Origin of the sequence: Roseibium sp. SCP15 (assembly GCF_040329435.1) — a bacterium.
Lineage (GTDB): Bacteria > Pseudomonadota > Alphaproteobacteria > Rhizobiales > Stappiaceae > Roseibium.
Window position 1 is genome coordinate 642,362 of the sequence record NZ_JBDZYI010000002.1, and the last position, 26,917, is coordinate 669,278.

At 54.6% G+C, this 26,917-nt stretch carries 27 protein-coding genes; 8 read left to right on the plus strand and 19 right to left on the minus strand.

Annotated features, from left to right (window positions below; all coding sequences use genetic code 11):
- Positions 1 to 11: 11 nt before the first annotated feature.
- From fmt to def, 3 genes are all read right to left on the minus strand, one after another.
- Entirely contained in the window at positions 12 to 950 is a 939-nt protein-coding gene (gene fmt / locus ABLO27_RS10355) for a methionyl-tRNA formyltransferase (RefSeq protein WP_353032634.1), read from the minus strand.
- Between the two features lie 103 nt (positions 951 to 1,053).
- Positions 1,054 to 1,686: a MarC family protein gene (locus ABLO27_RS10360; RefSeq protein WP_353032636.1), complete on the minus strand. Its 633-nt coding sequence runs from the start codon at positions 1,684 to 1,686 to the stop codon at positions 1,054 to 1,056.
- A 28-nt stretch (positions 1,687 to 1,714) separates the two neighbouring features.
- A complete protein-coding gene (gene def, locus ABLO27_RS10365) occupies positions 1,715 to 2,230 on the minus strand; it encodes a peptide deformylase (RefSeq protein ID WP_353032640.1) in 516 nt (171 codons plus the stop codon).
- Positions 2,231 to 2,355: 125 nt separating this feature from the next.
- Between def and ABLO27_RS10370 the strand changes: the two genes are divergently transcribed.
- A complete protein-coding gene (locus ABLO27_RS10370) occupies positions 2,356 to 3,543 on the plus strand; it encodes a DNA recombination protein RmuC (protein ID WP_353032642.1) in 1,188 nt (395 codons plus the stop codon).
- Between the two features lie 112 nt (positions 3,544 to 3,655).
- On the opposite strand, the gene ABLO27_RS10375 is transcribed toward ABLO27_RS10370, so the two are convergent.
- The 3 genes from ABLO27_RS10375 to ABLO27_RS10385 all read right to left on the minus strand — a co-directional run bounded on the left by ABLO27_RS10375 (position 3,656) and on the right by ABLO27_RS10385 (position 6,363).
- Positions 3,656 to 4,525, minus strand: coding sequence for a C40 family peptidase (locus ABLO27_RS10375; protein ID WP_353032643.1), 870 nt, complete (start codon positions 4,523 to 4,525; stop codon positions 3,656 to 3,658).
- 31 nt (positions 4,526 to 4,556) lie between these two features.
- Positions 4,557 to 4,907, minus strand: coding sequence for a MarR family transcriptional regulator (locus ABLO27_RS10380; RefSeq protein ID WP_353032644.1), 351 nt, complete (start codon positions 4,905 to 4,907; stop codon positions 4,557 to 4,559).
- A gap of 64 nt (positions 4,908 to 4,971) precedes the next feature.
- Positions 4,972 to 6,363 (minus strand): leucyl aminopeptidase family protein, encoded by a 1,392-nt coding sequence (locus ABLO27_RS10385; protein WP_353032645.1) that lies wholly within the window; start codon positions 6,361 to 6,363, stop codon positions 4,972 to 4,974.
- A 186-nt stretch (positions 6,364 to 6,549) separates the two neighbouring features.
- On the opposite strand from ABLO27_RS10385, the gene ABLO27_RS10390 reads away from it, so the two are divergent.
- Positions 6,550 to 7,326, plus strand: coding sequence for a tetratricopeptide repeat protein (locus ABLO27_RS10390; protein WP_353032646.1), 777 nt, complete (start codon positions 6,550 to 6,552; stop codon positions 7,324 to 7,326).
- A 301-nt stretch (positions 7,327 to 7,627) separates the two neighbouring features.
- Here the strand turns inward: ABLO27_RS10390 and ABLO27_RS10395 are convergent, their stop codons facing one another.
- The 9 genes from ABLO27_RS10395 to ABLO27_RS10435 all read right to left on the minus strand — a co-directional run bounded on the left by ABLO27_RS10395 (position 7,628) and on the right by ABLO27_RS10435 (position 16,718).
- Positions 7,628 to 8,605, minus strand: a complete 978-nt coding sequence (locus tag ABLO27_RS10395; protein ID WP_353032648.1) for a type II secretion system F family protein — start codon at positions 8,603 to 8,605, stop codon at positions 7,628 to 7,630.
- 8 nt (positions 8,606 to 8,613) lie between these two features.
- On the minus strand, positions 8,614 to 9,633 hold the full coding sequence (locus ABLO27_RS10400) for a type II secretion system F family protein (protein WP_353032650.1): 1,020 nt from the start codon (positions 9,631 to 9,633) through the stop codon (positions 8,614 to 8,616).
- Between the two features lie 19 nt (positions 9,634 to 9,652).
- Complete coding sequence (locus ABLO27_RS10405) at positions 9,653 to 11,104, minus strand: CpaF family protein (RefSeq protein ID WP_417714764.1); 1,452 nt, start codon at positions 11,102 to 11,104, stop codon at positions 9,653 to 9,655.
- A gap of 72 nt (positions 11,105 to 11,176) precedes the next feature.
- Positions 11,177 to 12,481, minus strand: coding sequence for an AAA family ATPase (locus ABLO27_RS10410; RefSeq protein ID WP_353032654.1), 1,305 nt, complete (start codon positions 12,479 to 12,481; stop codon positions 11,177 to 11,179).
- Between the two features lie 8 nt (positions 12,482 to 12,489).
- Positions 12,490 to 13,203 (minus strand): CpaD family pilus assembly protein, encoded by a 714-nt coding sequence (locus ABLO27_RS10415; protein ID WP_353032656.1) that lies wholly within the window; start codon positions 13,201 to 13,203, stop codon positions 12,490 to 12,492.
- A gap of 10 nt (positions 13,204 to 13,213) precedes the next feature.
- Positions 13,214 to 14,623 (minus strand): type II and III secretion system protein family protein, encoded by a 1,410-nt coding sequence (locus ABLO27_RS10420; RefSeq protein ID WP_353032658.1) that lies wholly within the window; start codon positions 14,621 to 14,623, stop codon positions 13,214 to 13,216.
- 38 nt (positions 14,624 to 14,661) lie between these two features.
- On the minus strand, positions 14,662 to 15,429 hold the full coding sequence (gene cpaB, locus ABLO27_RS10425) for a Flp pilus assembly protein CpaB (protein WP_353032660.1): 768 nt from the start codon (positions 15,427 to 15,429) through the stop codon (positions 14,662 to 14,664).
- Positions 15,430 to 15,842: 413 nt separating this feature from the next.
- On the minus strand, positions 15,843 to 16,349 hold the full coding sequence (locus tag ABLO27_RS10430) for an A24 family peptidase (protein ID WP_353032662.1): 507 nt from the start codon (positions 16,347 to 16,349) through the stop codon (positions 15,843 to 15,845).
- Positions 16,350 to 16,544: 195 nt separating this feature from the next.
- A complete protein-coding gene (locus tag ABLO27_RS10435) occupies positions 16,545 to 16,718 on the minus strand; it encodes a Flp family type IVb pilin (RefSeq protein WP_353032664.1) in 174 nt (57 codons plus the stop codon).
- 572 nt (positions 16,719 to 17,290) lie between these two features.
- Here ABLO27_RS10435 and ABLO27_RS10440 point away from each other — a divergent pair.
- From ABLO27_RS10440 to ABLO27_RS10460, 5 genes are all read left to right on the plus strand, one after another.
- Positions 17,291 to 17,671, plus strand: coding sequence for a pilus assembly protein N-terminal domain-containing protein (locus tag ABLO27_RS10440; protein WP_353032666.1), 381 nt, complete (start codon positions 17,291 to 17,293; stop codon positions 17,669 to 17,671).
- Positions 17,672 to 17,700: 29 nt separating this feature from the next.
- Positions 17,701 to 18,255 carry a TadE/TadG family type IV pilus assembly protein gene (locus ABLO27_RS10445; RefSeq protein ID WP_353032667.1) on the plus strand — a complete coding sequence of 185 codons (555 nt, stop codon included), beginning with the start codon at positions 17,701 to 17,703 and terminating at the stop codon, positions 18,253 to 18,255.
- Positions 18,256 to 18,867 (plus strand): TadE/TadG family type IV pilus assembly protein, encoded by a 612-nt coding sequence (locus ABLO27_RS10450; protein ID WP_353032668.1) that lies wholly within the window; start codon positions 18,256 to 18,258, stop codon positions 18,865 to 18,867. It begins immediately after the preceding gene.
- 121 nt (positions 18,868 to 18,988) lie between these two features.
- Complete coding sequence (locus ABLO27_RS10455) at positions 18,989 to 20,401, plus strand: bifunctional enoyl-CoA hydratase/phosphate acetyltransferase (protein WP_353032670.1); 1,413 nt, start codon at positions 18,989 to 18,991, stop codon at positions 20,399 to 20,401.
- Between the two features lie 2 nt (positions 20,402 to 20,403).
- Positions 20,404 to 21,582, plus strand: coding sequence for an acetate/propionate family kinase (locus ABLO27_RS10460; RefSeq protein ID WP_353032672.1), 1,179 nt, complete (start codon positions 20,404 to 20,406; stop codon positions 21,580 to 21,582).
- A 13-nt stretch (positions 21,583 to 21,595) separates the two neighbouring features.
- On the opposite strand, the gene ABLO27_RS10465 is transcribed toward ABLO27_RS10460, so the two are convergent.
- The gene (locus ABLO27_RS10465) at positions 21,596 to 22,573 is read right to left on the minus strand and encodes a phosphate/phosphite/phosphonate ABC transporter substrate-binding protein (protein ID WP_353032673.1); all 978 of its coding nucleotides are present in this window, start codon (positions 22,571 to 22,573) and stop codon (positions 21,596 to 21,598) included.
- A gap of 50 nt (positions 22,574 to 22,623) precedes the next feature.
- Here ABLO27_RS10465 and ABLO27_RS10470 point away from each other — a divergent pair, with 50 nt between their 5' ends.
- Positions 22,624 to 23,244, plus strand: coding sequence for an HAD family hydrolase (locus tag ABLO27_RS10470; RefSeq protein WP_353032675.1), 621 nt, complete (start codon positions 22,624 to 22,626; stop codon positions 23,242 to 23,244).
- Here the strand turns inward: ABLO27_RS10470 and ABLO27_RS10475 are convergent.
- The 3 genes from ABLO27_RS10475 to ABLO27_RS10485 form a co-directional block, all read right to left on the minus strand.
- Entirely contained in the window at positions 23,241 to 24,269 is a 1,029-nt protein-coding gene (locus ABLO27_RS10475; RefSeq protein WP_353032676.1) for a histone deacetylase family protein, read from the minus strand. The two genes, ABLO27_RS10470 and ABLO27_RS10475, sit on opposite strands and share 4 nt — an antisense overlap.
- Positions 24,270 to 24,320: 51 nt before the next feature.
- Positions 24,321 to 25,319: an aldose epimerase family protein gene (locus ABLO27_RS10480; RefSeq protein ID WP_353032678.1), complete on the minus strand. Its 999-nt coding sequence runs from the start codon at positions 25,317 to 25,319 to the stop codon at positions 24,321 to 24,323.
- Between the two features lie 96 nt (positions 25,320 to 25,415).
- Positions 25,416 to 26,915: a phosphomannomutase/phosphoglucomutase gene (locus tag ABLO27_RS10485; RefSeq protein WP_353032679.1), complete on the minus strand. Its 1,500-nt coding sequence runs from the start codon at positions 26,913 to 26,915 to the stop codon at positions 25,416 to 25,418.
- Between the last annotated feature and the right edge of the window lie 2 nt (positions 26,916 to 26,917).

Genomic DNA, 26,917 nt, shown 5'->3' on the forward strand with positions numbered 1-26,917 from the left:
CTGCGCCCAGTTTAGTCCAGAACATTACCATCAGATAGAGCAGCACCACGAAGGAAATCCGCACCGCTCATAGGTTTCTTTCCAGCTCTTTGAACCTGGTCCAGACGGATTGCACCAGAAGCGCAGGCGATGACGGGAGCATCTTCCACCTTCAATACAGTGCCAGGTGCCCCCTCGCCGTCGACAACTGCGCTGCGCAGAACTTTCACACGCTCAGACTTGCCGCCGAGCGTCATTTCGCACCAGGCACCCGGAAATGGAGAAAGCCCCCGAATGTGATTATGCACGTCTGCCGCCGGGTTCGACCAGTCGATGCGGGTCTCCTGTTTGGACAGTTTTGCTGCATAGGTGACCCCATTCTCAGCCTGGACCTGTTCGCCCAAAGCGCCGCGAAAGAGAGCGGCAAGGGCACGCACCATCAGGTCTCCGCCCAAACCCGAAAGCCGGTCATGCAGTTCGCCGGCGGTCATGTTCTCGCCGATGGCAACAGTTTCGGACATGCAGACAGGCCCCGTATCAAGACCCTCCTCCATGCGCATGACCTGAACCGCGGTTTCCTTGTCGCCCGCCATGATCGCCCGGTTGATCGGCGCGGCACCACGCCAGCGCGGCAACATCGACGCATGCAGGTTCAAACATCCGAACTGCGGCGCGGTCAGCACTTCAGCCGGCAGCAACAGTCCGTAGGCCACGACCACGGCCACATCAGCCTGCAACGCGGCAAATTCAGCCTGCTCTGCCTCACCCTTCAGGCTCTTGGGAGTGAAAACGGGAATTCCGAACGATTCCGCCGCTTCGTGCACCGGTGATTTTTTCAGATCCATGCCCCGGCCGGCCGGGCGCGGCGGCTGCGAATAACAGGCCACGACATCATGACCCTGGCCAACGATTTCCATGAGTGTCGGCACCGAAAATTCCGGGGTGCCCATAAATACAACGCGAAGAGACATGGGTTTCCTTGAGGCTTTTTGAGCGCTCCTGAAGGGCGACGAATGTTTCGCCCCTTATGCACGGAAGACCGCGGCCTCACAAGACAGGAAGAAACACTATCGCTCAGGCCAATCCCGGCAACAGGACCTTCAGACTGTCCGTCATCATTTCCATGGCAATCGCGGCAAGGATCATGCCCATCAGGCGGCTCATGACACTATTGGCGGTTTCGCCAATGAACCGGGACAAAAAGGGCGCGGAGAAGAAGGTCACGATCAACAGTCCGATCGCGGCTGAAACGCCGGCGACATAGGCAATTTCCTGCGAAGTGCTGTGGACCTGACCTCGAAAGATGATCATTGTCGAGATCGAGCCGGGCCCAAGCAGGATGGGCACAGTCAGAGGATAGATCGCTGGATTGTCCTGCGATTTCATGTTCTCCTTTTCCTTGGCCGTGCCGTGATGCGCCGGGGCCTTTTGGCCCCGGATCAGATCCAACGAGATCAACAGGATCAGGAAACCACCAGCGAGACGGAACGCATCCAGACTGATGCCAAAGACCTTCAGGATGATGTCTCCGGAAAATCCGACCACAACCGCACCGATCGTCAGACTGACGAGGAGGGTCAGCGCGACTTTTCGCTCGAAAGCGGGTCCACGATCAGCTGTAAGGGCCAGAAAGACCGGCAGATTGGCGATCGGACTCATGATTGCAAAGAGCGCAGCAAAAATTTTCAGGAACAATGCCTGATCCATAACGTCTGCCCCCACTTTGCAATGCCTGCTATTTGCCGGCCAGTTTTGCCTGTTTGGCGAATTTCTTTACGACCCTGTCGCGCTTCAGCTTCGACAGGTAATCAATGAACAATTTCCCGTTGAGATGGTCAAGCTCATGCTGGATGCAGGTTGCCAGCAACCCGTCCGCCTTGATCTCCTGCTGATTTCCCTCGCGGTTCATAAATTGAACCGTCACTTCTGCAGGCCGTTCCACATCCTCGAAATATTCCGGGATCGACAGACACCCTTCCTGATAGACGGACAAATCATCACTTGACCAGACGATCTTCGGGTTGATGAAGACCATCGGTTCCTTCGGCGCATCCTCCTTGGCAACATCCAGAACGAAGATACGTTTCAGGATTCCGATCTGGCTGGCGGCCAGGCCAATGCCGGGAGCGTCATACATGGTTTCCAGCATGTCATCTGCCAGCGCACGCGTGTCAGCGTCGATGTTTTCGATCGGTGCACAGACCTGGCGCAGAACCGGATCGGGAATGGTGATAATCGGGCGTATTGTCATGCGCCTGACATAGGCAATCAAGCGGCCCCGGTCAACGCGGAAATCACAGGGATGGCCATGGTTTTCAACGGCTGGAAAATGCCTTGCTGATGTGCTCGCATACCGAATCGTTCTATGTTTGTTTCATGAATGAGATCCTGTTTGAGTTGAGTGGCCGTCCGGTGACGGTTCTGGAAACCGCGATTGCGGGTGGGTTGCTGCTGCTGGCGTTGATTGTCTGGCTGGTGCTCAAGACCATGCGTGAAATCCGGTTGCGCGCCGAAGCCGACACGGCGGCAACAGAACGCATCCACGAGCTCGAAAGCCATCTCTCCCAGTTGTTGAAATCGCAAGGCGAGATGACGGGACGCATGCAGACGATGGCTGAAGTGTTCGGCTCCCGCCAGTCCGACCTGATGCGCGCTGTCAATGAACGGCTGGACGGCATGGGGCACAAACTCGGCCTTTCCATGGCTGATGCGAGCAAACGCTCCCAGGACGGTCTTCGACACCTTCACGAGAGATTGGCTGTCATCGACAGGGCACAACGAACCATCACTGACCTTTCCGGACAAGTCGGTCAACTGCAGGCGATCCTCGCCAACAAGCAAACGCGCGGCGCTTTCGGACAAGGACGAATGGAAGCGATCATTCAGGATCAGTTGGCGCCCAGCATCTATTCCTTTCAGGCGACCCTTTCCAACAACAGCCGTCCGGACTGCCTGATCCATATGCCCAATGGTGCGCCACCGCTTGCCATTGATGCAAAATTTCCGCTTGAGGCCTTTAACCTCTTGCGCAATGCGGAGACTGACGAGCAGCTGAAATACGCACAGGCGCAGTTCCGCAGGGATTTCACAAAGCACATTCAGGACATTGGCGAGAAGTACCTTCTGCCTGGGGAAACCCAGGACACCGCCTTCCTGTTTGTTCCATCGGAAAGTGTCTTTGCCGAGCTCAATGAAAGCTTTGAAGACCTGGTGCAGAAGGCTCACAGGGCGCGGGTCGTGATCGTGTCCCCGTCCCTTCTCATGCTCTCGATCCAGGTAATCCAGTCGGTTCTGCGCGATGCCAAGATGCGGGAGCAGGCACATCTTATCCAAGCGGAAGTCGGTCATCTGATCGCCGATGTCGGCCGTCTCAACGACCGTGTGGGCAAGCTTCAATCGCACTTTGCCCAGGCAAACAAGGACATCGATCAGATCCTGATTTCTTCAGACAAAATCGGCAAGCGAAGCCGCAGGATCGAAGACCTGGAACTTGGAGAAATTCAGGGGTCCGCGGACGAAGTCTCTACATCGGAACCCAAGTTGGCGCTTACACCCAAGGGCTGAAGCATCTTGTGAAAAGACTGTTTCGCCTGTCGCTTCCTGAAATCAAGAAATTCAACGCGTTAGACAATGCTTTTTGCTTTGAGAGTGTCACGAAACGCCGTTGCAGAGGGTGTCAGCCAACCAACCGCCGAGCCCTGGTAATCGCCCCCCACTCGGTCGCCGCGATCCGTTCGATCGCCTGATCAAGTTGCTCGTAGGCAACAGTCATCGTGAAGCCGTTTGCATGCAGCAGCCTGTTCTCACCGGCAATGATGCCGACATGTCCCTTCCAGAAAAGAAGATCGCCACGTTGAAGGCTTGCGGGGTGGTCATGCGGAATTTCTTCGCCTGCCTCGGTTTCCTGCATGTCGCTGTCACGGGGCAGATCGATACCCGCCGTTTGTGCGGCCAGTTGCACAAGAGCGGAACAGTCCAACCCGAGACTGGATCGCCCACCCCAGAGATAGGGCGTTCCAAGAAGCTCTTCGGCAACTGCAACCCAATCCTTTTCCTGAGCGTCAACCGGCACCAGATGTTTTGCAACCACCGCCGAACCGTCACTCAAAATGGCGTATTTCAGGCCGCGTGTCTCCGCCTCACCGGTTACGGTGACCTTGGAGCCAAGCGACAACAGCCCCAACGGCGGGAACTTCAGGTCCGATCCCGGATAGCGGTAGGTCCGTAACGCCCGGACCCGGTGTGTTGCTGCCACAACCGGACCCAGACAATCTGAAGAAAACCAGCCTACATATCCATCGGTGTCCAGCTGCCCCCAGGCCCAGCCTTCCGGTGTCTGCTCGTAGACGGTTATCCACTCGCCTCTCAGCGCCTCGGTGTCGATTGACCGGTCAGGACGCGGTTCGGGCCGGATCGTGATCCTGTCCGAGTTGATCTGGAAGACCTCCCCTTCAGCAAACCGCGCAGCGTCGACCCGGCCCTCATAATCAAGAGCGGCAAGGTCCTTGCGAACGGGATGTCTGCGGCGGTCAAGTGTGTCGGTCATGCTCAAGTTCATTTCCAGCAATCATCGTATCTCAGCGAGGAAGTTCGCTCGCCTTTTCAACGACAAGGTCTCCAAGCTGCTCCAGATAGAGTGCACCTTCAACCGTGCGGGTGATGATCACGTTGCGTTTGTCGGCCTCATCGCGCTTGCGCGACAGCAGTCTCATGCTGCCGAGCGTATCGAGAGCGCGCGTGATCGCCGGCTTGGTTACGTTCAGTTTTGCCGCCAGTCCGCGAACGGTGTGCGGCGGCGGCTCGAGATAAACAGTGAGAAGAATCGTCAACTGGCGCGCAGACAGGTCCTGTTCACTGTCGCGCACCAACGCCAAATTCACCTCATGCATCAATTTCAGCGCCTGCGAGGCGCGCATTTCGACAGCCATGGATCAGCTGGTCCCTACCAATTTCCATGGCCATCAAACCATACAAACGTTTCGGAGCCGTTATTTATTTATTCGGATATCGGTCCGTGATCATGTCGAACAGGCAGCGAATGCCCTGCGCTTCGCCGCCGGACGGTTTCCCCGGTTTTTCGGCAGGGGTCCAACCGAAGATATCGAAATGTGCCCAGCTATGCGCGTTTTCAACAAAACGGGACAGGAACAGCGCGGCGGTCACCGAACCGGCAAAACCTGCTCCGGTCGTGTTGATATGGTTGATGTCCGCGATCTTGCTGTCGAGATACTTCATGTATGGCTGCCAGAGCGGCATGCGCCACAGTGGATCGGTGGCAGCTTCGGCCATTACCCCAATATCCTCAGCCAGTTCGTCGTCATCCGTGTAGAATGGCGGCAGATCCGGCCCGAGAGCAACGCGCGCGGCCCCGGTCAGTGTGGCCATATCGATCAGAAGTTCAGGGCTTTCTTCATCTGCAAGCGCCAAGGCATCTCCAAGGACGAGACGGCCTTCTGCGTCGGTGTTGCCGATCTCGACGCTCAAGCCCTTCCGGCTCTGCAAGATGTCTCCGGGACGGAACGAATTGCCTGAAACGGCATTTTCAACGCACGGAACAATGACCCTGAGGCGAACGGGCAGCCTGGCCGCCATGATCATCGAGGCCAGGCCAAGCACGTTTGCTGCACCGCCCATGTCTTTTTTCATCAGGGCCATTGAGGACCCAGGCTTCAGGTTTAGCCCACCTGTGTCAAAAATAACGCCCTTGCCGACGAGCGTGACCTTCGGAGCGTCCTCGCTACCCCAGCTATAGTCGGCCAGGCGCGGCGGCCTTGAGCTTGCACGGCCGACCGCGTGTACCATCGGAAAGTTCTCGGTCAGCAAATCCTCGCCGACAACGACCCGGCCGGTCCCGCCATTTGCTGCAAACAGTTCTTCGATTGCCTTGGCCAGATCTTCAGGGCCCATGTCATTTGCGGGCGTGTTGATCAGGTCGCGTGCAAGCTGAACACCATCAAGAATGACACCGATGCGGTTCAGATCAACGTCATCTGACACCCCAAGCCTGCGGGCCTTGCTTGTTGGCGTGACATAACGTTCGAACTTGTAAGCCGACAGAGCAAACCCCAGAGCTGCCTGTTCCTGATCCGGAAAATCATCCGCCAGTGAATAGTCCCCTGCCGGGAGGCTTTTTACCAAGCCGCCGAGAGCAAACGGATGGGACAATCCGCTTTCTTCGACACCGAACAAAACGACAGCTCCCGAACCATTCAAGCCCGGCACAAGTTGGTGCGTAGATGCTTTGCCAGTGAAGTCATTTACCTCACACCAGCCGGTGGCCGCCTCTCCCAATCCGGCGAGGACATCCGGCAAGCTGGCTTGTGTGACTGCGATGATGGGAGTGGAAGCTGAAACATCACTTTTGCGGACAAGACTCTCACGCACGGGAGGTACTCCATTGAACTGGATAGAATGCTCAACAGGTAAGCCGCGCAACTCTCAAGCGCAATATGAGTTGGCAATGTCTTTTGGGTTTCTCGCAATTCGCAACGCCGCTTAACCAACCATTAGGGTTAATTATCTATTTCTCTAAGGGAAACGTAATTGCTGCGCACAACAAGGATGTTGATAATGCAAGCGCCCAGAACCGGTTCCGTTACACGCCAAACCCGTCTCGTCTCGACGTTGATGGCCATGACCGCGCTTGTTCTTGTTACAGGCTGTGCGTCCAACAAGGCGACCGGTACACACTCACCGGCATCCGGGATCCATTACACAGCGCCCGGCTCCTACGAAGCGCGTGCCGCGGTTTCAAAGTGGGGTAAAGCTTATGAAAAGGACCGCAAGAACCGTGCGGCAATTCTTGGCTATGCAAACTCCCTGAGCCAGAACGGCCAGATGCCCCAATCCATGGCCGTCTTGAGGGCTGGCGTGATCGCTCATCCCAAGGACAGAGAAATCGCTTCCGCCTACGGCAAGGTTCTCGCAATGAACGGACGGTTCGACGAAGCGTTGAATGTGCTGCAGCGAACGCAACGACCCGACACTCCTGACTGGAAACTGATGTCCGCCGAGGCGGCAATCTATGATCAGACCGGCAACCACCAGAAGGCAAGAAGCCTTTACAAGCAGGCGCTCAAGATTGCACCGGACGATCCAACGCTGTTGAACAATCTGGGCCTGTCCTATCTGCTGTCAAACGAGCTGCCGGATGCGGAATACACATTGCGTCGTGCGGCCTCCCTTCCCGGTGCCGACAGCCGGGTTCGTCAAAACCTGGCGCTCGTGCTTGGCATTCAGGGCAAGTATGACGAAGCCATTCAGGTCGCTCAGGCGGAGCTGGATCCACGTCAGGCAGAAGCCAACATTGCCTATCTGCGATCCATGATTGAAAAGCGCAGAGGGTAGTCACTCCGGCGAAATTCGACGCATCCAACAAACGAAAGCGGCCCGCAAGAGCCGCTTTTTCTTTTTGCGGATTTTCCGCCGCTCAGGCAGATCAAATTTCGTGAGATCAGACTGCAGGCCCAAGCGATTCATTTCATCACCTGCCCTTTGGGTTTGGTCGGCTGCACAAGTTCAAGCTGACCGTCTCAAACTCGCAATTCAAAGTGAAAATCAATCCGGCTCCCACTTCCAGTTCAGAAGGGTGAGCCGGATCAGATCGTTAACTGCTTTCTCAAAGTCAGTGGATTTGAGCACCCTAGACTTAGCCGAACGCATCCATCACCTGCATGACCGCCGGGCTCATGATGATGAAGAACAGCACAGGCAAGAAGAACAGGATCATCGGCACGGTCAATTTGGGTGGAAGCGACGCGGCTTTCTGTTCCGCAAATTGCATCCGCTGAGCCCGAGTATCGTCAGACATTGTCCGTAGTGCTGTGCCGACAGGTGTACCGTACCGCTCAGCCTGAATCAGGGCCATCATCACGTTCTTTACGCCGTCGACACCTGTTCGGTCGGCAAGGTTCTCATAGGCTGTCCTGCGCTCACTCAGGTAGGACAATTCCGCGGTCGTCAGCGTCAACTCTTCAGCCAGGTCAACAGACTGAATGCCGACTTCTTCGGCGACCCTTTGAAAGGCGCCTTCGATGGACATGCCGGATTCAACGCAGATCAGCATCAGGTCCAGCGCGTCCGGCCATGCTCTTTGGATGTTCAACTTCCGTTTGTCGATCTTGTTTTTCAGATAGATATTGGGAAGGAACGTCCCGAAACCTGCGACCGCGATAGAGATACAAACCTTGGTCAGAACCGGTAACGTGTCCGGCAGAATGAAGAAGGCGTAGAACAGCGAAACAAACAGCAAAATGCCAGGTACGGCAATTCTTGCGGTCAGGAAATAGTACAGCGGCGCGGTTCCGCGATATCCGGCCATGCGGAGCTTGAGTTGCGTGGATTCGTCGGACAATGCTTCTTTCAAGTTCAGCCGATCCACCAGGCTTTTCATTTGTGCCTTGGGCTGATTGCGGAGCGACGCCTTGGAATTGTTCTGATTGGCCTGCAGCCTTGCCCGTTCCTGAGCCCGAAGCTTATCCCTTTCGATAGCAACGTTTTTCATGCGCGCCTTCAGGGTGTCCCGGGAAAGCAGCGGCATCACCAGCGAGTAAATTGTGCCGGTAACGGCAATCATCGCCAAAGCAGCTGCAATAAACTGGCGGGATGCGATAGATTCGAATTCCATATCGCCTCCTAGAAATCAAAGTTGATCATGGCGCGCATCACCATGACGCCAACGAACATCCAGAGAAGGCAGCCACCCACAATGATGTTTCCCGTGTCGGTATTGAACAGCATCATAATGTAATCCGGTGCGATGAAGAACATGATGCCTCCTACCGCGAAAGGCAGCGCCCCAATGATTGCAGCAGAAGATTTTGCCTCGGCGCTCAAGGCCTTGATCTTGCCCTTCAACGCCTTCCGGCTCCGCAACACATTCGACAGATTGGCCAGTGCTTCGGCCAGTCCACCACCAGCCTTTTGCTGGATGGCAACAACGATTGCGAAAAAGTTCGCCTCGGCAACCGGCACACGCTCGGGCAGCTTTGCAACGGCGTCACCAAGCGAAATTCCCATGACCTGAGTTTCCGTGATTTTCCGAAATTCGGTTGCAACAGGCTCACGCGCCTCTTTGGCGACAACCTTGATGCAGTCACCGAGAGGCAGACCCGCCTTGACGCCACGAACGATGATGTCCACACCGTTAGGCAGTTCATTCAAAAAGGCATTGAACCGGCGCTGACGCTTGTTTGAAATGTACCAGCGCGGGAACCCGAAAGCGCCGGCAAAACCGAGTGCGAGCGCAATCAGAAAATTACCGCTCAGAATATAACCACCCGCGAGAAAGATCATGCAGGACACGCCGCTGAAAATCACGAAATGGCGCATCTCCCACGCAAGACCTGCTTGTTCCATGCGAATCTTGAGCGAGATTTTCTGCTGTTTGTCGTGCTTTGCCTTTTGCCGCTCCTCGAAGTCTTTCAGCTGATCCTGAATCGACTTCTTGCGCCGGTCATTGTCGCGTAACTGCTTGCGTTGGCTATCGTTTTGCGGACGTGCCGAAACCGCCTGAATGCGTTGGTCCCGCTGCTTCGTTCCCGACAAAGTCGGTTGGAAGATGCTGAAAATAACACCACCGACGGCCAGCATGACCAGAACCGCGACGGCAATTCCGGTTACTTCTGGGGTGAGAAAATCTTCAAATCCGGACATCAGTCTCTCACTCTATTACCTATTCGGGCATCTCAGCAGCATCCAGTGCCTGAGCAAGACGCGCTTCTTCACCAAAGTATCTTGCACGTTCCCAGAATCTCGGGCGGCCAATCCCAGTGGAACGGTGACGGCCGATAATGCGTCCATTCGGGTCTTCGCCGACGATGTCGTAGAGGAAGACATCCTGCGTGGTGATGATGTCGCCTTCCATGCCCATCACCTCGGTGACATGGGTAATGCGACGTGAACCGTCGCGCAGACGAGCGGCCTGAACGACAACATCGATTGAAGAAACAATCATTTCCCGGAGCGTTCTCGACGGCAGAGAAAAGCCCCCCATGGTGATCATGGATTCAAGTCTTGAAAGCGCTTCCCGCGGCGAGTTGGCGTGCAGCGTGCCCATGGAGCCGTCGTGACCGGTATTCATGGCCTGGAGCAAGTCGAATGCTTCCGGGCCGCGAACCTCACCAACGATAATGCGTTCAGGACGCATACGCAGACAGTTCTTAACGAGGTCACGCATGGTGATCTCGCCCTCACCTTCAAGGTTGGGCGGGCGTGTTTCCAATCGAACCACATGCGGCTGCTGCAGCTGAAGTTCGGCGGAATCTTCGCAGGTGATGATGCGTTCGGTGTTTTCGATATACGCCGTCAAACAGTTCAGCAACGTCGTCTTACCAGATCCCGTACCACCGGAGATCAGAACGTTACAGCGCGAGCGACCGATGATCTGAAGAATGGTTGCTCCTTCAGGTGTTATCGACCCGAATTTGACAAGCTGGTCGAGTGTAAGCTTGTCGCGCTTGAACTTACGAATAGTCAAAGCCGGACCATCGATGGCCAATGGTGGTGCAATGACGTTAACACGTGATCCGTCAGGCAAGCGGGCGTCACAAATCGGACTTGCGTCGTCGACGCGGCGACCTACCTGGCTCACGATGCGCTGACAGATGTTCATCAACTGAGCATTGTCGCGGAAGGCGACGGCAGTTTGTTCGACCTTGCCCTGGGTTTCAATGTAAACGGTATGAGCACCGTTGACCATGATGTCAGCGATGTCGTCTCGCGCCAGAAGTGGTTCCAGAGGACCATATCCGAGGACGTCATTGCAGATGTCTTCGAGCAGGTCTTCCTGCTCGGAAATGGACATGACGACATTCTTCAGAGCGATGATGTCATTCACGACATCGCGGATCTCGTCCCTGGCATCTTCAGCGTCCAAACGGGCAAGCTGAGACAAGTCGATCGCTTCGACCAGGGCGTTGAAGATTTCAGCCTTGGTTTCGTAGTATTCGCTGTTTTTCTTCCGGGACTGCGGCGCGGGCGCTGCAGGTGCGGGAGGGCTCGGTGGCGGAGCTGCCTTCGCTTGCTGCTCAGACTGGCTAGTCTGAGATGCCGCCGCTTCGGATACTTCCGCAACCTCTACGGAAGAAGGCGTATCCTGCAGTCCCGGCACGCCTCCAGGCCGCATTGACTGACTACCAGACGATGAACTGCCGCGTCTTCCAAACATAACGAATCTTTTGCTCCGTTACTGGGCCTTTCAGCCAGTCTTACGTTTCAGTTTCGACAACAAACCGGCAAGACCGGATCGAGGGGCCGCGCTCGGCTGAACCTTTCCGGAAACGGCTTGGGCCATGTCATCGAAGATGCGCGTGATCGCGTGCTTGCCATCCATCTCGCCAATCATCTGACCGTTGTTTGCTGCAGTTCCGAAGAGCTGCGGGTCAAACGGAATGGCAGCCTGGACCGTCAACCCCAGCGCCCCAGCAAATTCTTCCGGCTTGATTTCCGGTCGCTTGGGGACGTTCACTTTGTTCATGACCAGCAAAGGCGGGCGATCATTTGGCCGAAGCTGTCTCAGTGTGTCGACAATGTTCTTCGCGTTCCGAAGGTTGGCAAGGTCCGGTTCAGCGACGAGAACAACCTCATCCACATTCAAGAGCGTGTGCTTGATCCAGGAATTCCACACATGAGGTATGTCCAGCACCACGTTCGGCATGCTCGACTTCATGGTTTCGAGCAGCAAGTCGAAAGACGTTTCGCTGTGATCGTATGTTCTTTCCAGTGTGGCCGGTGCGGCGAGCAGGCTCAAATGTTCACTGCATTTGGACAAGATCCTGTCCAGGTAAGTCTCGTCCAATCGCTCTGGAGATGAAACCGCCTCGTAGACACCCTGGAGCGGATCCTGATTGTAATCCAGCCCGGCGGTACCGAACGGCAGATCAAGGTCTGTGACCGCAACTTCGCTTTGAAAACTGCGAGACAATGACCAGGCACCATTGTGTGCGATTGTAGAAGATCCACACCCGCCCTTTGCTCCGAAGAATGCAATGGTGCGCCCCAAGGGCTCGGCTTCCGGATCACCATAAAGGTTGCTGATTGCGCCGATCAGCTGAAACACGCTTACGGGCGTGATGAGATATTCACTGACGCCACGCGCGATCAAGTCCCGATAAAGCGTGACATCATTCACATCACCGACAACGATCACCTTGGTGCCCGCATCGCAGTACTCGGCGAGATGGTCCAGATTTGGAAGAAACTCTTCCCGATTTCCGGACGCCTCAACAATCACGAGATTTGGGGTTGGAGCCTGCTGGAACGTGTCGATCGCCGCAGGAATTCCACCCATATCCAATTTCAGATGCGCCTTCGTCATGCGGCGATCTTCCATCGCCGCCTCGGCAACGCGCATGGTGGCGTCCGTCAGGCAAAAGCCGTGAACCGTAATGCGTGGAATACTCCTGACATGCAACGCCTCTTCAGCGCCAGCCTGGCTGTCCGCAAGTTCTGATACGGGGTCAAGATAGCCGGACAATTCTTTCAGATCTGGATTTGCGCTCATTCTATCACCTATTCAGAAACTATTGCTCCAACGCCTTCCGTGTAGTCGGAGGTCGTTGTGTCGCCTTTTCTGTAGTTTTCCATAACGACAGCACGGCGCTGCTGATCGGCAGGCGTGGAAGCCCTTGGCGTGAGAAGGTCGGAGGGATTTTCTACTATCGCTGCCAGATTGGACTGCGATGCACAGCCGAAATTCTCGTATTCGGTGTTCGGACCAAAGCCACCACCAATGTTTTTCGGCCATGAACCGCAGGATCCGGCGGTTGCCTGCATTCTTGCATAAGACAATCGGATCGGAGCATCAGCGGAAGCATCTTGAACGGGATAGGTTCGAGTGCTGATGTGGGACCGGTTGACGCCACCCCTGACCAGAGCCTTCCGGATGTCCGGTGTTACCGCGTGCACCGCGGCTTCATTGCCTCCCCCGGAGGGAACAAGAATTTCAACAGTCCCATTACCGCGACGCCGCGATTCCGCTGCAAAGGCGGTTATCGTGTCTTCAATCGGACCAAACAGGCTTCGTGTACTGCGCCCGATCGGCAAGTCCAGCGTTTCAGGTTCTTCCGTAACAACAATCGGATGCCTGAGGCGGTAGTCATGCGTTGCAAGCAATTGACTTGGTGACTGCGTCTGGCTTTCACACCCAACGATACTCAGGCACCCAAGCACTACCAAAGCTGATTTGGAGACCGTTGCGACCCGGACATCTTTGCTAAATATCATCTGTCCGTCCTCACTTGTAGATAAAGCCGACCTGGCCATGGTAAGTTCCCTCAGCCACAGCCCCAGCGGGGTTATAAATCTTGTTCAACCTGTTCAGGAAAATCGTCTCGGCGTCTGATGGTGGCATCAGATTCTTGTCGGGTCTGACCAGTTTGCTCTGGGCAACCGGCTGGACCACATAGGGGGTGACAAAAACCGCCAATTCGGTTTGATCGCGCAGGAAGTCGCGGCTCTTGAATAGTGCCCCGAGGATCGGGATCTGCATAAGCCCTGGCACGCCTTCGACAGTCTGCTGATAGGATTCTTGCAACAGGCCAGCCATGACGAGTGTTCCCCCTGACGGAAGTTCCACTGTCGATTCAGCTCGTCTGACCTTCAGCGCGGAGATGGTGATTAAGCCGGCTGACACCGCTCCTTCATTGCTGAGCTCGCTGACCTCGGTCTTCACGCGCAGGCTGATTCTTCCGCCACTAAGCACAACCGGAGTGAAATCGAGACCAACACCGAATTTCTTGAACTGGACCGAAATCTCTCCGTCGCGGGAAGAAATCGGTATCGGGAATTCGCCACCCGCCAGGAAACTCGCGTTCTCACCTGAAATCGCGGTCAGATTTGGTTCTGCAAGAGTGCGGATAACGCCATCCTGCTGCAGAGCCTGAATATCGGCCTGAATGTTTGTGGCACCGGCCAGGAACTGCAGACCAAGCGTTGCCTGATTGGTTATGGAAGTGTTGACCGGAAAACTTGGATTATTTGCGAAATTCGGCCTGTAGTTACCTGTTCCGATCGATCCACTCAGTCGCACACCCAGCTGCTTGACGATGGAGCGCTGAACCTCGGCAACCGTTACCTTCAGGTGAACCTGATCTTTGCCTTCAACGGTAATCAGGTTCACGACATCCGTTGTCGACGCAGCCCCCTGAAACTTTGTAGCAATGTCGGCGGCTTGCTGAGCCTCGATTGTGCTTTTTGCCGTTCCGCTCAGAATGACATTGCCATTCACCGATTCAGCGACGATGCGAGAACCCGGAATGAGTTTCCGAATCATACGAGTGATGTCTGACGTGTCCTTTTCTACGCGGACATCAAAGCTCGCGAGTTCGCGACCACTTCGACTGAACAACACCAATCGGGCTTGTCCAGCAGTGTTACCAATCAGAAAGATCCGTCTCGGGGTTCGCAGCACCGCGTCCGCTATCTCCGGATTTGAAACAAGAACATCTGCCGCATCTTCAGCGAGATTGATCACAACGGAACGACCAATGCCGACGTTCAGGATACGCCCGCTTGCCCTTTCCCCAGCTGCGATGTGAACCTGATTGGGGAAGTTGCCTTCGGCCACCGCGGCCGGAGCCGACAGGCCGATCAAAGCCCCTGAAAGCAGGGCGGCGGCTACGAATTTTCCAAGATAGTTTTTCATCGCGCCCCTCACGCTGAACGTTCTTTTTTCAACCGGTGTCATCGCGAACCCATTTTGGTTCTCACACCATATTTCACATAGCTCACGCCTCGCTGACGCTTGTCCTCTGCAACTGCGTCATCTGCAGAGTCCTGCGCGCTGCGCAGAGCAAGGGAGATGGTTCCGATTTGCTGGGCCTGAGCCACGATCTCCGACTGACCAAGGGTCAACTCCAGAGTGGCAGTTCGTTTCGGAGAAAGATTTTTCTGATCCTGCTCACCCGCAGTTGTGCTGTCGATTGCCAAGACACGCACATTTTCCAGGATCGTTTCGCTCAGGACGAGGTCATCCGCCGATCTTGTTAAAATAAGATCGACCTTGTCACCGGGAAGAATGAAGCCGCCTGCAGTTGTTTCTGCTTCAACGCTAACCGCAATTGCCCGTTTGCCCTTCGGCAGGATTGCGGCCATGAACCCCTTGTCGGTATTGATCAGTCTTTCAGGCCGGATGGGCTCACCCTGATAGATGGGAGCTCTCGTGATTCGGCCCTCGAACTCTTCTTCGGCGGTTGGGTCCGACTGCTGGGTAACCGCGCCGCCAGGAACTTCACCTTCTGGCCAGTTGGCCCAGGAAAAATCGTCCTTGGTAAGCTTGCCGCCTAGGGCTATGTCCTTGGAGGCGACCAAAACCTTGATGCTATTTGTCTCGACCGGCGCCTGGACGACTTGTGGTTCGCCTTCATTCCCACCAGACATCATCACCATGCGGAATGCGAGCAAACCCGCAGCGACTGCTATTGCCAGCACAAATATCCGAGCGAATTTCATGACCAAAAACCCAATATTCAGAGGCGCACATGCGCCGTTCGCACTTAGAATGACGGGTAATTGGTCAAAACATGGTTAACCAGATATGGATGTTTTCGGTTAATATTTGTTAACTTTACTAAACAACTTACTAATTTCTCGAAATTTGCGAATGATTTACAATGAATGATCGACACAGGCCAACATGTCGTTGACCTTCGCTTGATTTCTGTTTCGGGAATTCGGCATCAAGTGAACGAAGGGGTTTCAGCCATAGCCGCGACTGCGCGAACCGAGCTGTGTGGATTCCGCTCGACATGAAACACGGAAATTCGCCCGCCATCGCAATGGATACTGGTCAGCAGGCTTCGCAATGTCCGTCAGAAGCAGAAACGTCAGAGTCCGCAGTTCAACTCTCGGCCTTCAATTGGCTACTAGCTGACGAGTTTGAACCAAAATGTTTCCGGGTAGACCTGCAAACCTGCAACGGCGATTGCAATGCCATACGGGATGCCACTGTCCTTGTGCAGAAGTTTTTCGCAGAATTGAGCGCGCATGAGGATTGCGGGTACGCCCATATTCTGTCTCGCAAAGAGCAGGCCCAGAGTGAGAAGCATTCCGTAAATTGCGACAAAGGTGATGAATACGGTCAATTCGGGTGAAAAACCGATCCACAACGCAATCGCGCTGATGAACTTTACGTCGCCACCTCCCATCCAGCCGGCGGCGAAAAACAAAAAACACGGCACAAAAACAACCAACAGTCCAAGCAGGTGCTCACCCCAGGCGATCGGCGGAAGTCCAGCCGCCAGAGCCAACATGCAGAACCCTGCGACCAGAAGGACCGAAACACGGTTTTGGATCGTCATTGTCAGCAAATCGGATACACCACCGAAAGCGACGAGCATGGGAAAGATCACCAAAACTGCTGAGCTAATCATTGCAATCTCTTTTGGACGTTGCGCTTGTCTCAGAGACTACTCAAAGAGAGTTAAATTTCTTCAAGTGGTCATGCGAATTCTTCTACCGGGTTCAAAAAAGAAAACGGGCGAAATTCGCCCGTTTTCCGTCCTGCCGATCAGGCAAAACATGTAGCTGACTTTTCGAAAGTTGAACAATCAACCTCCGAGGTCGTTTTAGCCAGCTTTACCGACTTCGGTGTTGATCTTGCTGAAGACGCCGTCCAGGGTCGTGCCGGTCAGCTGCAGAGCGCCAAGGATCACGATGGACAGAAGACCTGCGATCAGGCCGTATTCGATTGCGGTTGCGCCAGATTCGTCTTTAACGAAACGAGAGAAAAGATTTTTCATGTGTTTGCTCCAAGTACCACTGAATTGACAGCTTCAAGTTCGCCGGATCTTCTTTGGTCCGTTCGAACATGAGCTCACCCTAGGACAGAGAACTTTCCAATCAGTTAAATTGACCAACTAATACCAAAAACTATTCGACAAAAACAACTATAGTTAATACAAAGTATAGATAAGGAAAAGTTAATTTTATAACTTAGACTTTATATTTTCAGATTTTTATTTGATTTTATCTACAACCTCTCACCCATCACGATGAAAAAGCTATATATCTGACAAATATTGCCTATGAACTAAATGAGACTATTTGATGTCGGATATATCCGTGCGGTTCGTGACATTGCATCTAAACTTTTGAGGACAGCGTTGTTTCTTTCTGATGTCCAGCAATTTGCCCACTTTAGTCTTCGAGCAAGTGCCTGTTAGCAGATCGTTCACCACGTTTGCTGCATGCTGTCGCAATAGATGACTTTAATGGAGTACCCATAAGCATGTTTAGAAACCTGGCAAAATGGGCTGGCGTGCTTGTACTAGCTGCTCAATCAAGCGTCGCGGCTGCGCAAGAAGGTCCGGTAATGGTGACTGTAGATCGTGCCAAGGTCTTCCGTATTGAAGACAACGCCTCGGCCGTCATCGTAGGCAACCCCTTTATTGCCGATGTGGCAATGTTCGATGAAAAGACGGTTGTCATCACCGGCAAGAGCTATGGCACGACCAACCTTGTCATTCTGGGTCGCGACAACAAGCCGATCGTAGATGAAGTAATCACCGTCCGGGCATCAGACAATGACGTTGTTTCGGTTTACCGAAAGGCCTCTCGCGCTACCTTGTCTTGCAATCCGGTTTGCGAGCCGACCCTGCGTCTTGGTGATGATGACGAAACTTTCAAAGCAAATGCCGAACAGGCGACTTCCCGCAATAACATGGCAATCCAGGCGGCGGGCGGAGCCAAATAAGCTTGCTTTCCTAGTTAGGCGAAAGACAAATGCGCTGGTTTAAATGGCACAAGACGAGATTGAAAAGGCCATCGCTTTGGAAAGACCGAAGTGGTGCGACGGCAATTGAATTTGCGATTGTCGCAATACCGTTCTTTATGTTGGTTCTTGCAGTGATCGAAGTTGGCGTCGTGCATTTCGTCAATCGCATGGTCGACAACGCCGTCATCAGTGCTTCAAGACTCATCAGGACCGGACAGGCCGCCGGCGGAAAAATTACGCAAGACCAATTCAAGGACAAGGTCTGCGACTTCATGCCTGATTTCATGTGCAGTCTGGATCGACTTGTCGTCGAAGTCACAGCAGTTAACAATTTCGCTGCCGCCAGTGCCGTAGACAGTCTGTATGATGATGAGGGAAACCTTAGAGATACGACCGGATACGAACCTGGAAAGGCCGGCGACATCGTTGTCGTCAACGTCATCTATCAGTGGCCCATGCTCGCATCTTCGCTCGGGCTCGACAAAGCAGATCATGACGGAGTGCGTCACCTGACTTCAACGATGGTGTTTCGCAACGAACCCTTCAACGACGGAGGGAGTTAAATGAAATCCGAATTTGATCTGAAGACAAAGCTGACAAAATATCGCTCAGACTTCGCGAAAAAACTGGATCGGGTTTGGAGAGACCGAGAGGGAGTCACGGCAGTAGAATTTGCCATGATCCTTCCGTTCATGCTCGTTCTGTTTATCGCTGCCGTGGAAATAACCGGGATTCTCAATCACGATCGCAAAATCAGCAGAATTTCAAACTCCGTGACCGATCTGGTTGCCCAGGCGCAAGACATCTCCACCACCGAGATCGGCAACTTGTTCGATATTGGTGAAAAGATCCTGGCACCCTACCCGTCCACCGGTCTGAACATCGTGGTCGCAAGCGTCTCATTCGACAACAATGGTGTCGCCTCGGTTGACTGGTTTGATTGCAAGCTGTCTTGTTCGGATTGGTCAAAAGGTGGCAAACCCCCCATCACTTTGCCGGCCACGGTCGCCAAGCCCAATACGTCGATTGTTGTCGGACAGTCGAACATGACGTACACACCGCCATTCTCGGGCATTTTCACCGAATACTTCAAGCGCGCCGCCTCTCATGAGCTCAGTGACACATATTATCTGCGCCCGCGTCTGACCGACACTGTCACTTGCGACGATTGCTGAATTCCACAGCAATCGTAAATAGATACTCTCCCGTATTTGTTCCGTCGTATAATACGGATACTGTCCGCGCCGCATATTGCGCTGCAGTATGCGTGTTTACTGTGTGGGAAATACGAGACCAATGGCGACAAACAAGACATACGACCAGATAGCAATTGGGGATTCTGCCGAGATTGTTCGGGAGTGCTCCTCCAACGATCTTTTGGTGTTTGCGCATGCCTCTGGCAACCACAACCCGATTCATCTTCCGGATACCGATTGGTCCGGTGACGGCGTAATCGACAAACCGGTCGCACCTGCCATGTGGGTTGGCGGATTGGCATCCGCTGTGCTCGGCAACATCCTTCCGGGCCCCGGCACAATCTACAAATCCCAATCGTTCCGCTTTCTCAGCGGAGCTGCGGTTGGTGACAAACTGCTCGTGAAGGTGACCGCCACGGAGAAAAAACCGGAGAATATTGTCGTCTTCGACTTGACCGTTACCCGCGGCGACGGTGTTCGCCTTGTGGAAGGTGTTGCTGAAGTTTCCGCCCCGACACAGTCGATTGAATTCGACTCCAGCAATCTCCCGGCCGTTCTGGTACAGCGTCACCGCCATTTCAACCGCATGATCGAGCTGGCCAAAACACTTCCCGCGCTTCCGACCGCGGTTGTTGCACCGGATGATCCGAATTCTCTTGAAGGCGCGATCATGGCGGCACAGGAAGGCCTGATCCGTCCGGTTCTCATAGGTGCCGTTGACCGTATCGAAGAAGCAGCGAAGGAACTTGGCGAGGATCTTGGCCCTTACGAACTGATCGACATTGAGGATGAATCGGAAGCTGCTGGCAGGGCGGTGCAGATGGTACATGACGGCCGGGTTCAGGCGGTCATGAAGGGTCACCTGCACACCGACCATCTTCTGCATCATGTCGTCAAACGCGATGGAGGTCTGAGAACACGTCGCAGGATCAGCCATGTATTTGTCATGGACATTCCCGGTCGCAAGACACCGGTGCTGATTTCAGACGCGGCGATCAACATAACGCCTGATCTCAATACCAAGGTAGACATTACCCAGAATGCAATTGATGCGGCCCGTGCGCTCGGTCTTGAAACTCCCCGTGTTGGCATCCTGTCAGCCATTGAAACGGTGAACCCTGCAATACCTTCCAGCCTGGACGCTGCGGTCTTGTCGAAAATGGCCGAACGAGGCCAGATTACCGGAGCCGTTGTCGACGGGCCATTGGCGATGGACAACGCCATCGATGTACAGGCTGCACGCACAAAAGGGATCACTTCCCTGGTCGCCGGTCATGCGGAAGTGCTCATCGTTCCCAACCTTGAGTCAGGCAACATGCTTGCCAAGGAACTGACTTTCATCGCCCATGCGGAAGCGGCCGGTCTTGTTATCGGCGCCAAGGTTCCGGTCATGTTGACCAGTCGCGCAGACGATGGCCGGGCCCGGCTCGCGTCCTGCGCCCTGGCGCTGCTCTATACCCACTGGCAGGCAAAAGGTGCACCGGCCGGCATACTCGACCGTGAGGAGCATTGATCATGGCTCAGGTTATCCTGGTCCTGAATTCCGGCTCCTCTTCGATCAAGTTCACACTCTACTCAGAAAGCAATGTCCAGCTCAGCGGGCAAATTTCCGGTCTGGGAGCTGTCCCTCGTCTCTCGCTGAAGTCGGAAACAAACGAGACCAGAATTGATCGTGCACTTTCTTCCGGCGAAGGTACACATGCTGGTGCTTTAAGGGCTCTCCTGCCGGTCCTTGAGCAGGAGCTTGCAGGGCGATCTGTCGATGCCGTCGGTCACCGGGTTGTTCACGGCGGGGTGGAACACGCCGCTCCTGTGCTTATTTCAGATGACGTCTTCGACGCTCTCAAAACCCTGGAACCGCTCGCTCCACTGCATCAGCCGCACAATCTGGCAGGAATTGCAGCATCTCGCGAAGCTTTTCCGGAAGCTGTGCAAACGGCATGTTTCGATACGGCCTTTCACCGCAATCATCCATGGGTCAACGATACCTTCGCGCTTCCAAGGCCACTGTATGACGAAGGCGTCCGCCGCTATGGGTTTCACGGCCTGTCTTACGAGTACATCTGCAGATATCTGCAGCAGACTTCTCCAGAAACCTATTCCGGCAAAGTGGTTGTCGCCCATCTGGGCAATGGTGCCTCCATGTGCGCGATCCGGAACGGTCAAAGCATCGGATCGACAATGGGTTTCACGGCACTTGACGGTCTGCCCATGGGGACCCGATGCGGCCAGCTCGACCCCGGCGTCGTGCTCTATCTGCTGGCGACGAAAGGCATGTCTGCCGACGAGGTATCCGACCTTCTTTACAAGAACTCCGGCTTGAAGGGTCTTTCCGGCATCAGCCAGGATATGCGCACCTTGACGGAAAGCTCCGATCCGAAGGCAGCTGAGGCGATCGACTATTTTGTTTTCCGCATCAGGCGCGAGCTTGGGGCGATGGCCGCAGTTCTTGGCGGACTGGACACCGTGGTGTTCACCGGTGGAATTGGTGAAAACTCGGCACTTATTCGCCAAAAAGTATGTGACGATCAGGACTGGCTCGGATTAGCAATCGATGAGGCCAAAAACAGAACCCGAACAGAGGACATTTCAGGCGTGGAATCCAGGATCAAGGTGCTCGTCATTCCCACCAATGAAGAGGAAACGATCCGGCGGCACACTGCCGAACTCTTGAGCGAAGTTTCCGCAAACTGACGCCTTGCCGTCTCTATGGGCGGTCCACTGCTCCCAGCAGTGTCGCGTTGCTGTCTTCATAGGTACGCAGCAGCGGTCGATAGTCCGCATGAACGACGGGCTCGAAACCGCCAGGCAAATCCGGCTCGATCGCAAGATAAGCAGCCGGAGACTCTCTGCGCAGATCCATCAACCCGGCGCGCAACCGTCGCTTGAGGTTATCGGGAAGCTCCTTGCGAAGACTGTGTGCCGAATAGGGAATGGGTGGTGAGCGCCATACGATTTCCAGATCTTCGAAACCACGACCGCCCGAAACATAGTAATCGTTGAGTGTTCCGGCCGTAAAACCGTTTTTGGCTTCACCCGATAGCGTCGACCAACCCAGCGTCGCCTGAACCTTTTCATCCAGAAGCGCTCGCACTCCTTCGACCGGATTTTGAACTTCCACCAGCGTCGCGAAATGAGACCGGACGTTGATACCGTCCGCAGCCAGATTTGCGAGTGGAACGCGGTATCCGGTGATAGCGTGCTTGTTCCCAACCGCAAGGCGGGTGTTCTTCAGATCGGCAATAGACTTCTTCGTGTCGCCGCGCTTGCTGATGAGAATGGCGTAAAAGCGGGCAGGAAAGTCGTCTGGTCCAGCAGTCACCAGCGGTTCGACACAAGAACAAAGCTGATATGTTGCCGCATATGCGGAGGGAGACAGACGAACATAATCAATCCGGCCCGATGCAAGCGCTTCAACTGCGTCACCCATCGTATCCAGAAGAAACAGATCGACCGGCAGATCCGCGATCTCCTCCAGCGCATACCGGAAAGGTTCAACACGGTCCCGGGCGTTCTCGTCAGCAGCAACAACAACACCGAGACGGAGCCTTTCCGGCATTTCCTGAACGTCTTGAGCACGGGCAAACGGTGAGGCGATGATGCAGAGGGAAACCACCAGCATCAGTGCCACACACAATCTTGCAATCGTCACAAATTCAACATAACCTTTTGATGATATTTGCAAAATCAATTCCCGCCTACTGGCACCAACCCACATGAACGCCGGATCAGCTTATGAATAGTCCTATCACGACCGTGGTCTTCGATATAGGTAATGTTTTAATCGAATGGAATCCCGAACATCTTTATCGGAAGCTAATTTCCAACAAAGAGGAACGGGCGCATTTCCTCCAGACGGTTTGCACTCCAGAGTGGAACATACAGCAAGATCTTGGCAGAACGTGGGACGAGGCGGTTGACATCCTTTCAAGGCAGCATCCTGAAAAAGCCGGTCTGATTGCAGCATACTCCGACCAGTGGCACACAATGGTGCCAGGGATTGTTCCCGGAACGCCGGAGATTCTAAGCGAACTGAAGGAAACGGGCTGTCCGCTTTATGCGATCACCAATTTCTCGAATGAGAAATTCGCAGAAACCCGGAAAAGGTTTTCTTTCATCAATGACAGTTTCCGCGACATAGTTGTGTCTGCCGAGGAAAACCTGATCAAGCCGGACCCAAGGATCTACCGGGTTCTTCTTGACAGAAATGGCCTTGAGGCCCGCGACTGCTTCTTCATTGACGACTCGGAAAAAAACATCGAGGCGGCACGTGACGTCGGCATGAACGCGCATCACTTCAAGGAAGCCGGGCTTCTGAGAGCGGAGCTGGTGCAACACGGATTGCTCCGCAGCTAACCCTCAAAGCCTTCCAGAACGTTGAGGCAGTTGGTTCCAAGTGCATCAACGGCATAGCCTCCCTCCAACAGGAAGATTGTTGGCACGCCCACTTTCGCCAGGCGCTGGCCAAGCCTGGTGAAGTCTTCGCTCTTGAACTTGAAACCGGAAATCGGGTCGCGTTCAAAGCAATCCAGACCCAGCGAAACGAGCAAGGCATCCGGCTTGTAAACCAGCAGCCAACGGCAGGCTTCTTCCAATGCCGGTGAGTATCCTTCCCAGTCCGTGCCGAGTGGCAAGGGCCAGTTTCGGGTAAATCCGGTGCCCGCGTGCTTGCCGGTCTCGTCAGCATATCCGAGAAAATAGGGATATTCCTGGGCCGGATCGGCATGGATAGATAGGAACAGAATATCCGGACGGTCGTAGAACAACGCCTGTGTGCCGTTGCCGTGATGATAATCGACATCCAGGATCGCGATGCGATTGAGGCCGTAATCACGCAGGTACTGTGCGGCAACGGCCGCATTGTTGAAGAAGCAATAGCCACCGAAAAAGTCGTATCCAGCGTGATGGCCCGGCGGGCGGCACAACGCAAAGGCCGATTGTTCACCATCCAGTATCATCTTGGCGGCAGTCAACGCGGTATCAGTTGAGGCTCGGGCGGCCTGATATGTAAATTCTCCGACCGGAGTGCCGGCGTCCATCGAGTAGCGGCCCAGGAGGCCATCGATGTGATCCACCTGGACGTCCTTGCGCAGGCTTCTGATTGGCCAGACGAATGGAAAGGCTTCCTTGGTTCGTCCTGCGGCGGTCCACTTGCCCCAGAACCCTTCCAGAAAAGAGACATAATCCGGGGAATGAACGCGATGGATCGGTCTGATCGGAAATTCTTCCGGGGCGACAATTTCCCCAATTTGCCGTTCCTTGACGGTTTTCAGCACGATTTCGGCACGGCTTGGAATTTCGACTGCCGGTTTCAGCTCCCCGTCGGAAATTTCCTGTATCGGAGCATGAGAGAGCTGGCTGTCTGAAAAAACCGTCTTCACCAATACCCCCTAACCGTTTCACCTCGTCACATTCGGCTAATGTAACTCATTTTATGAAAAACGGAATTCGGTAACATGACTATAGGTTTGTGAAGGTTTCAACAGAACTTGCGGAAAACCGGAGTGGTGACAGCCGTCCGGCCAGCGCTGTGCCTCAAGGCACAGGCCGGCATGAGAACCGTACATACGCCCGCCCAATCCCGGGACCGGTACTTCCATATTGGTGGCATCGTACAATTGAAGGCCGGGTTCCGTCGTCCAGACTTCCATACGCCGTACTCCATCTGCGCTTTCAAGTGCGGCAGCAAATTCGACCACAGTCCTGGGCTCGTCGGCCAGGCAGAAATTGTGATCGTAAACAATGCCCTCTTCACCGGATTTCCGCCGCAGCTTGCGACCATCTTGAAAGTCATACGGTGTCCAGGAGACCTTTCGGATTTCACCCGTTGGGATCAGTGCCTCGTTGACCGGTAGATAACTGTCGGCTGCAATCTCAAGCGTATGATCCAGGATCGTATCGCTACCATCCAGATTGAAATAGCTGTGCTGCGTCAGATTTACCGGTGTCGTCATGTCAGTCGTTGCCGAAATCTTGACACGCAGGGCCCCTGTCCCGGTCAGGGTATATCGCACCAATGTTTCGACCCGCCCTGGGTATCCCATATCACCGTCTTCGGAGACGAGTTTCAGAAGAACACTGGCCTTGTCGCTTTGTTCAATCTGCCAGATGCGCCGCGAAAATCCGAGTACGCCACCGTGAAGATGATTGCCACTCCCTTCGTTCCGATCAAGCTGATGTGTCTCGCCGTCGATCGTCACGGCTCCACCCGCGATTCTGTTGGCGCAGCGGCCGACCAGTGCGCCGAAATAGGGTGAGTGATCGAGATAGCTTTGCAAATCTTCAAAGCCGAGGACCACGGACTGACCATCTATCTTCAGATCCCTGATGATCGCTCCAAGGGTCAGTACCGATGCCTCCAGCATCCCCTTTTTCAAGGTGATTTCCTGTACTGCAGTCCCGTCTGGGAGCACCCCAAATTCGTTGATCATGCAAATCTCCGTCTCGGTGCCCTTGCCTGAAATTGATCATGTCGGACGCAAAAAGGCGGCGAAACAACGCCGCCGCCTTTGATATCAGGTCAAACCTTAAAGTGTCTGGTTATACTCGCCGACTTCCGGGTTCTCGCGCAGCACACCATCGACGGCCTTGAACATCTCATGAAGGCGCTCTTCCGAAACAGGGCTTTCGACGACCACCACGAGCTCCGGTTTGTTGGAAGAAGCGCGCACAAGACCCCAGGTCCCGTCTTCGCTGACGACACGAACGCCGTTGACCGTGATCAGATCGGTAATCGGCTGTCCGGCAACCTTCTCGCCATTGGCTTTCATTTCCTGAAACCGGGAAACCACTCGTTCAACCACATCATACTTGATCTCGTCGGCGCATTTCGGCGCCATGGTCGGAGAGCCCCAGGTTTTTGGCAGGGCCCTGCGCAAGTCGGCCATCGTCATATCCGGGTTGCGGTCCAGCATGTCCAGGATCGCAATCGCGGAAACAAGACCGTCGTCATAACCACGGCCGATCGGCTTGTTGAAGAAGTAGTGCCCGGACTTCTCAAATCCGACAATGGCATTCAAATCCGTTACACGGCGCTTGATGTAAGAATGGCCGGTCTTGAAGTAATCGGTCTTGGCGCCATGGGCCTTCAGAACCGGATCGGTATTGAACAGGCCAGTCGATTTTACGTCGACGACGAACTGGCTATTGGGATGCAGCGCCGAGATATCGCGCGCCAGCATGACACCGACCTTGTCGGCGAAAATCTCTTCGCCTTCATTGTCCACCACGCCGCAGCGATCGCCGTCACCGTCAAAACCAAGTCCGACTTCGGCGCCAACTTCCAGAACCTTGTCCCGCAAGGCATGAAGCATCTTCATGTCTTCCGGATTGGGATTATAGCGCGGGAAGGTGTGGTCGAGCTCAGCATCAAGCGGAATGACTTCCGCGCCCAGAGCTTCAAGAATTTTGGGCGCAAAGGCACCTGCTGTTCCGTTTCCGCACGCGGCAACCACCTTGATAGGCCGCTTGAGCTTCGGCCGATCGGTGAGGTCCTTGAAATAGGTCTCCGGAAAACCGTCGACGAAGCGATAGCTACCGCCGCCCTTCAGGTCGAAAGCTGCTTCAAGCACGATGTCTTTCAATCGGCCCATTTCATCCGGACCAAACGTCAACGGGCGGTCAATCCCCATCTTGACGCCGGTCCAACCATTGTCGTTGTGAGAGGCGGTGATCATGGCCACGGCAGGAACATCAAGCGCGAATTGGGCAAAATACGCCATCGGAGAAAGCGCCAGGCCGATGTCATGCACATTGATACCCGCGGCAAGCAAGCCGTTGACGACGGCCATCTTGATCGAGGAGGAATAGCCGCGGAAGTCGTGCCCGACGACGATATCCGGCCGCACACCGCGTTCATGCATGAGCGTTCCGATGCCCATGCCGAGCGCCTGCATGCCCATGAGATTGATTTCTTTTTCAAACAGCCAGCGTGCGTCATATTCGCGGAAACCTGTTGGTTTCACCATCGGCTGTGACTCATACTCAAAGGTATTGGGAGTCAAACTCGGAACGGGTTTCAAAAACATCA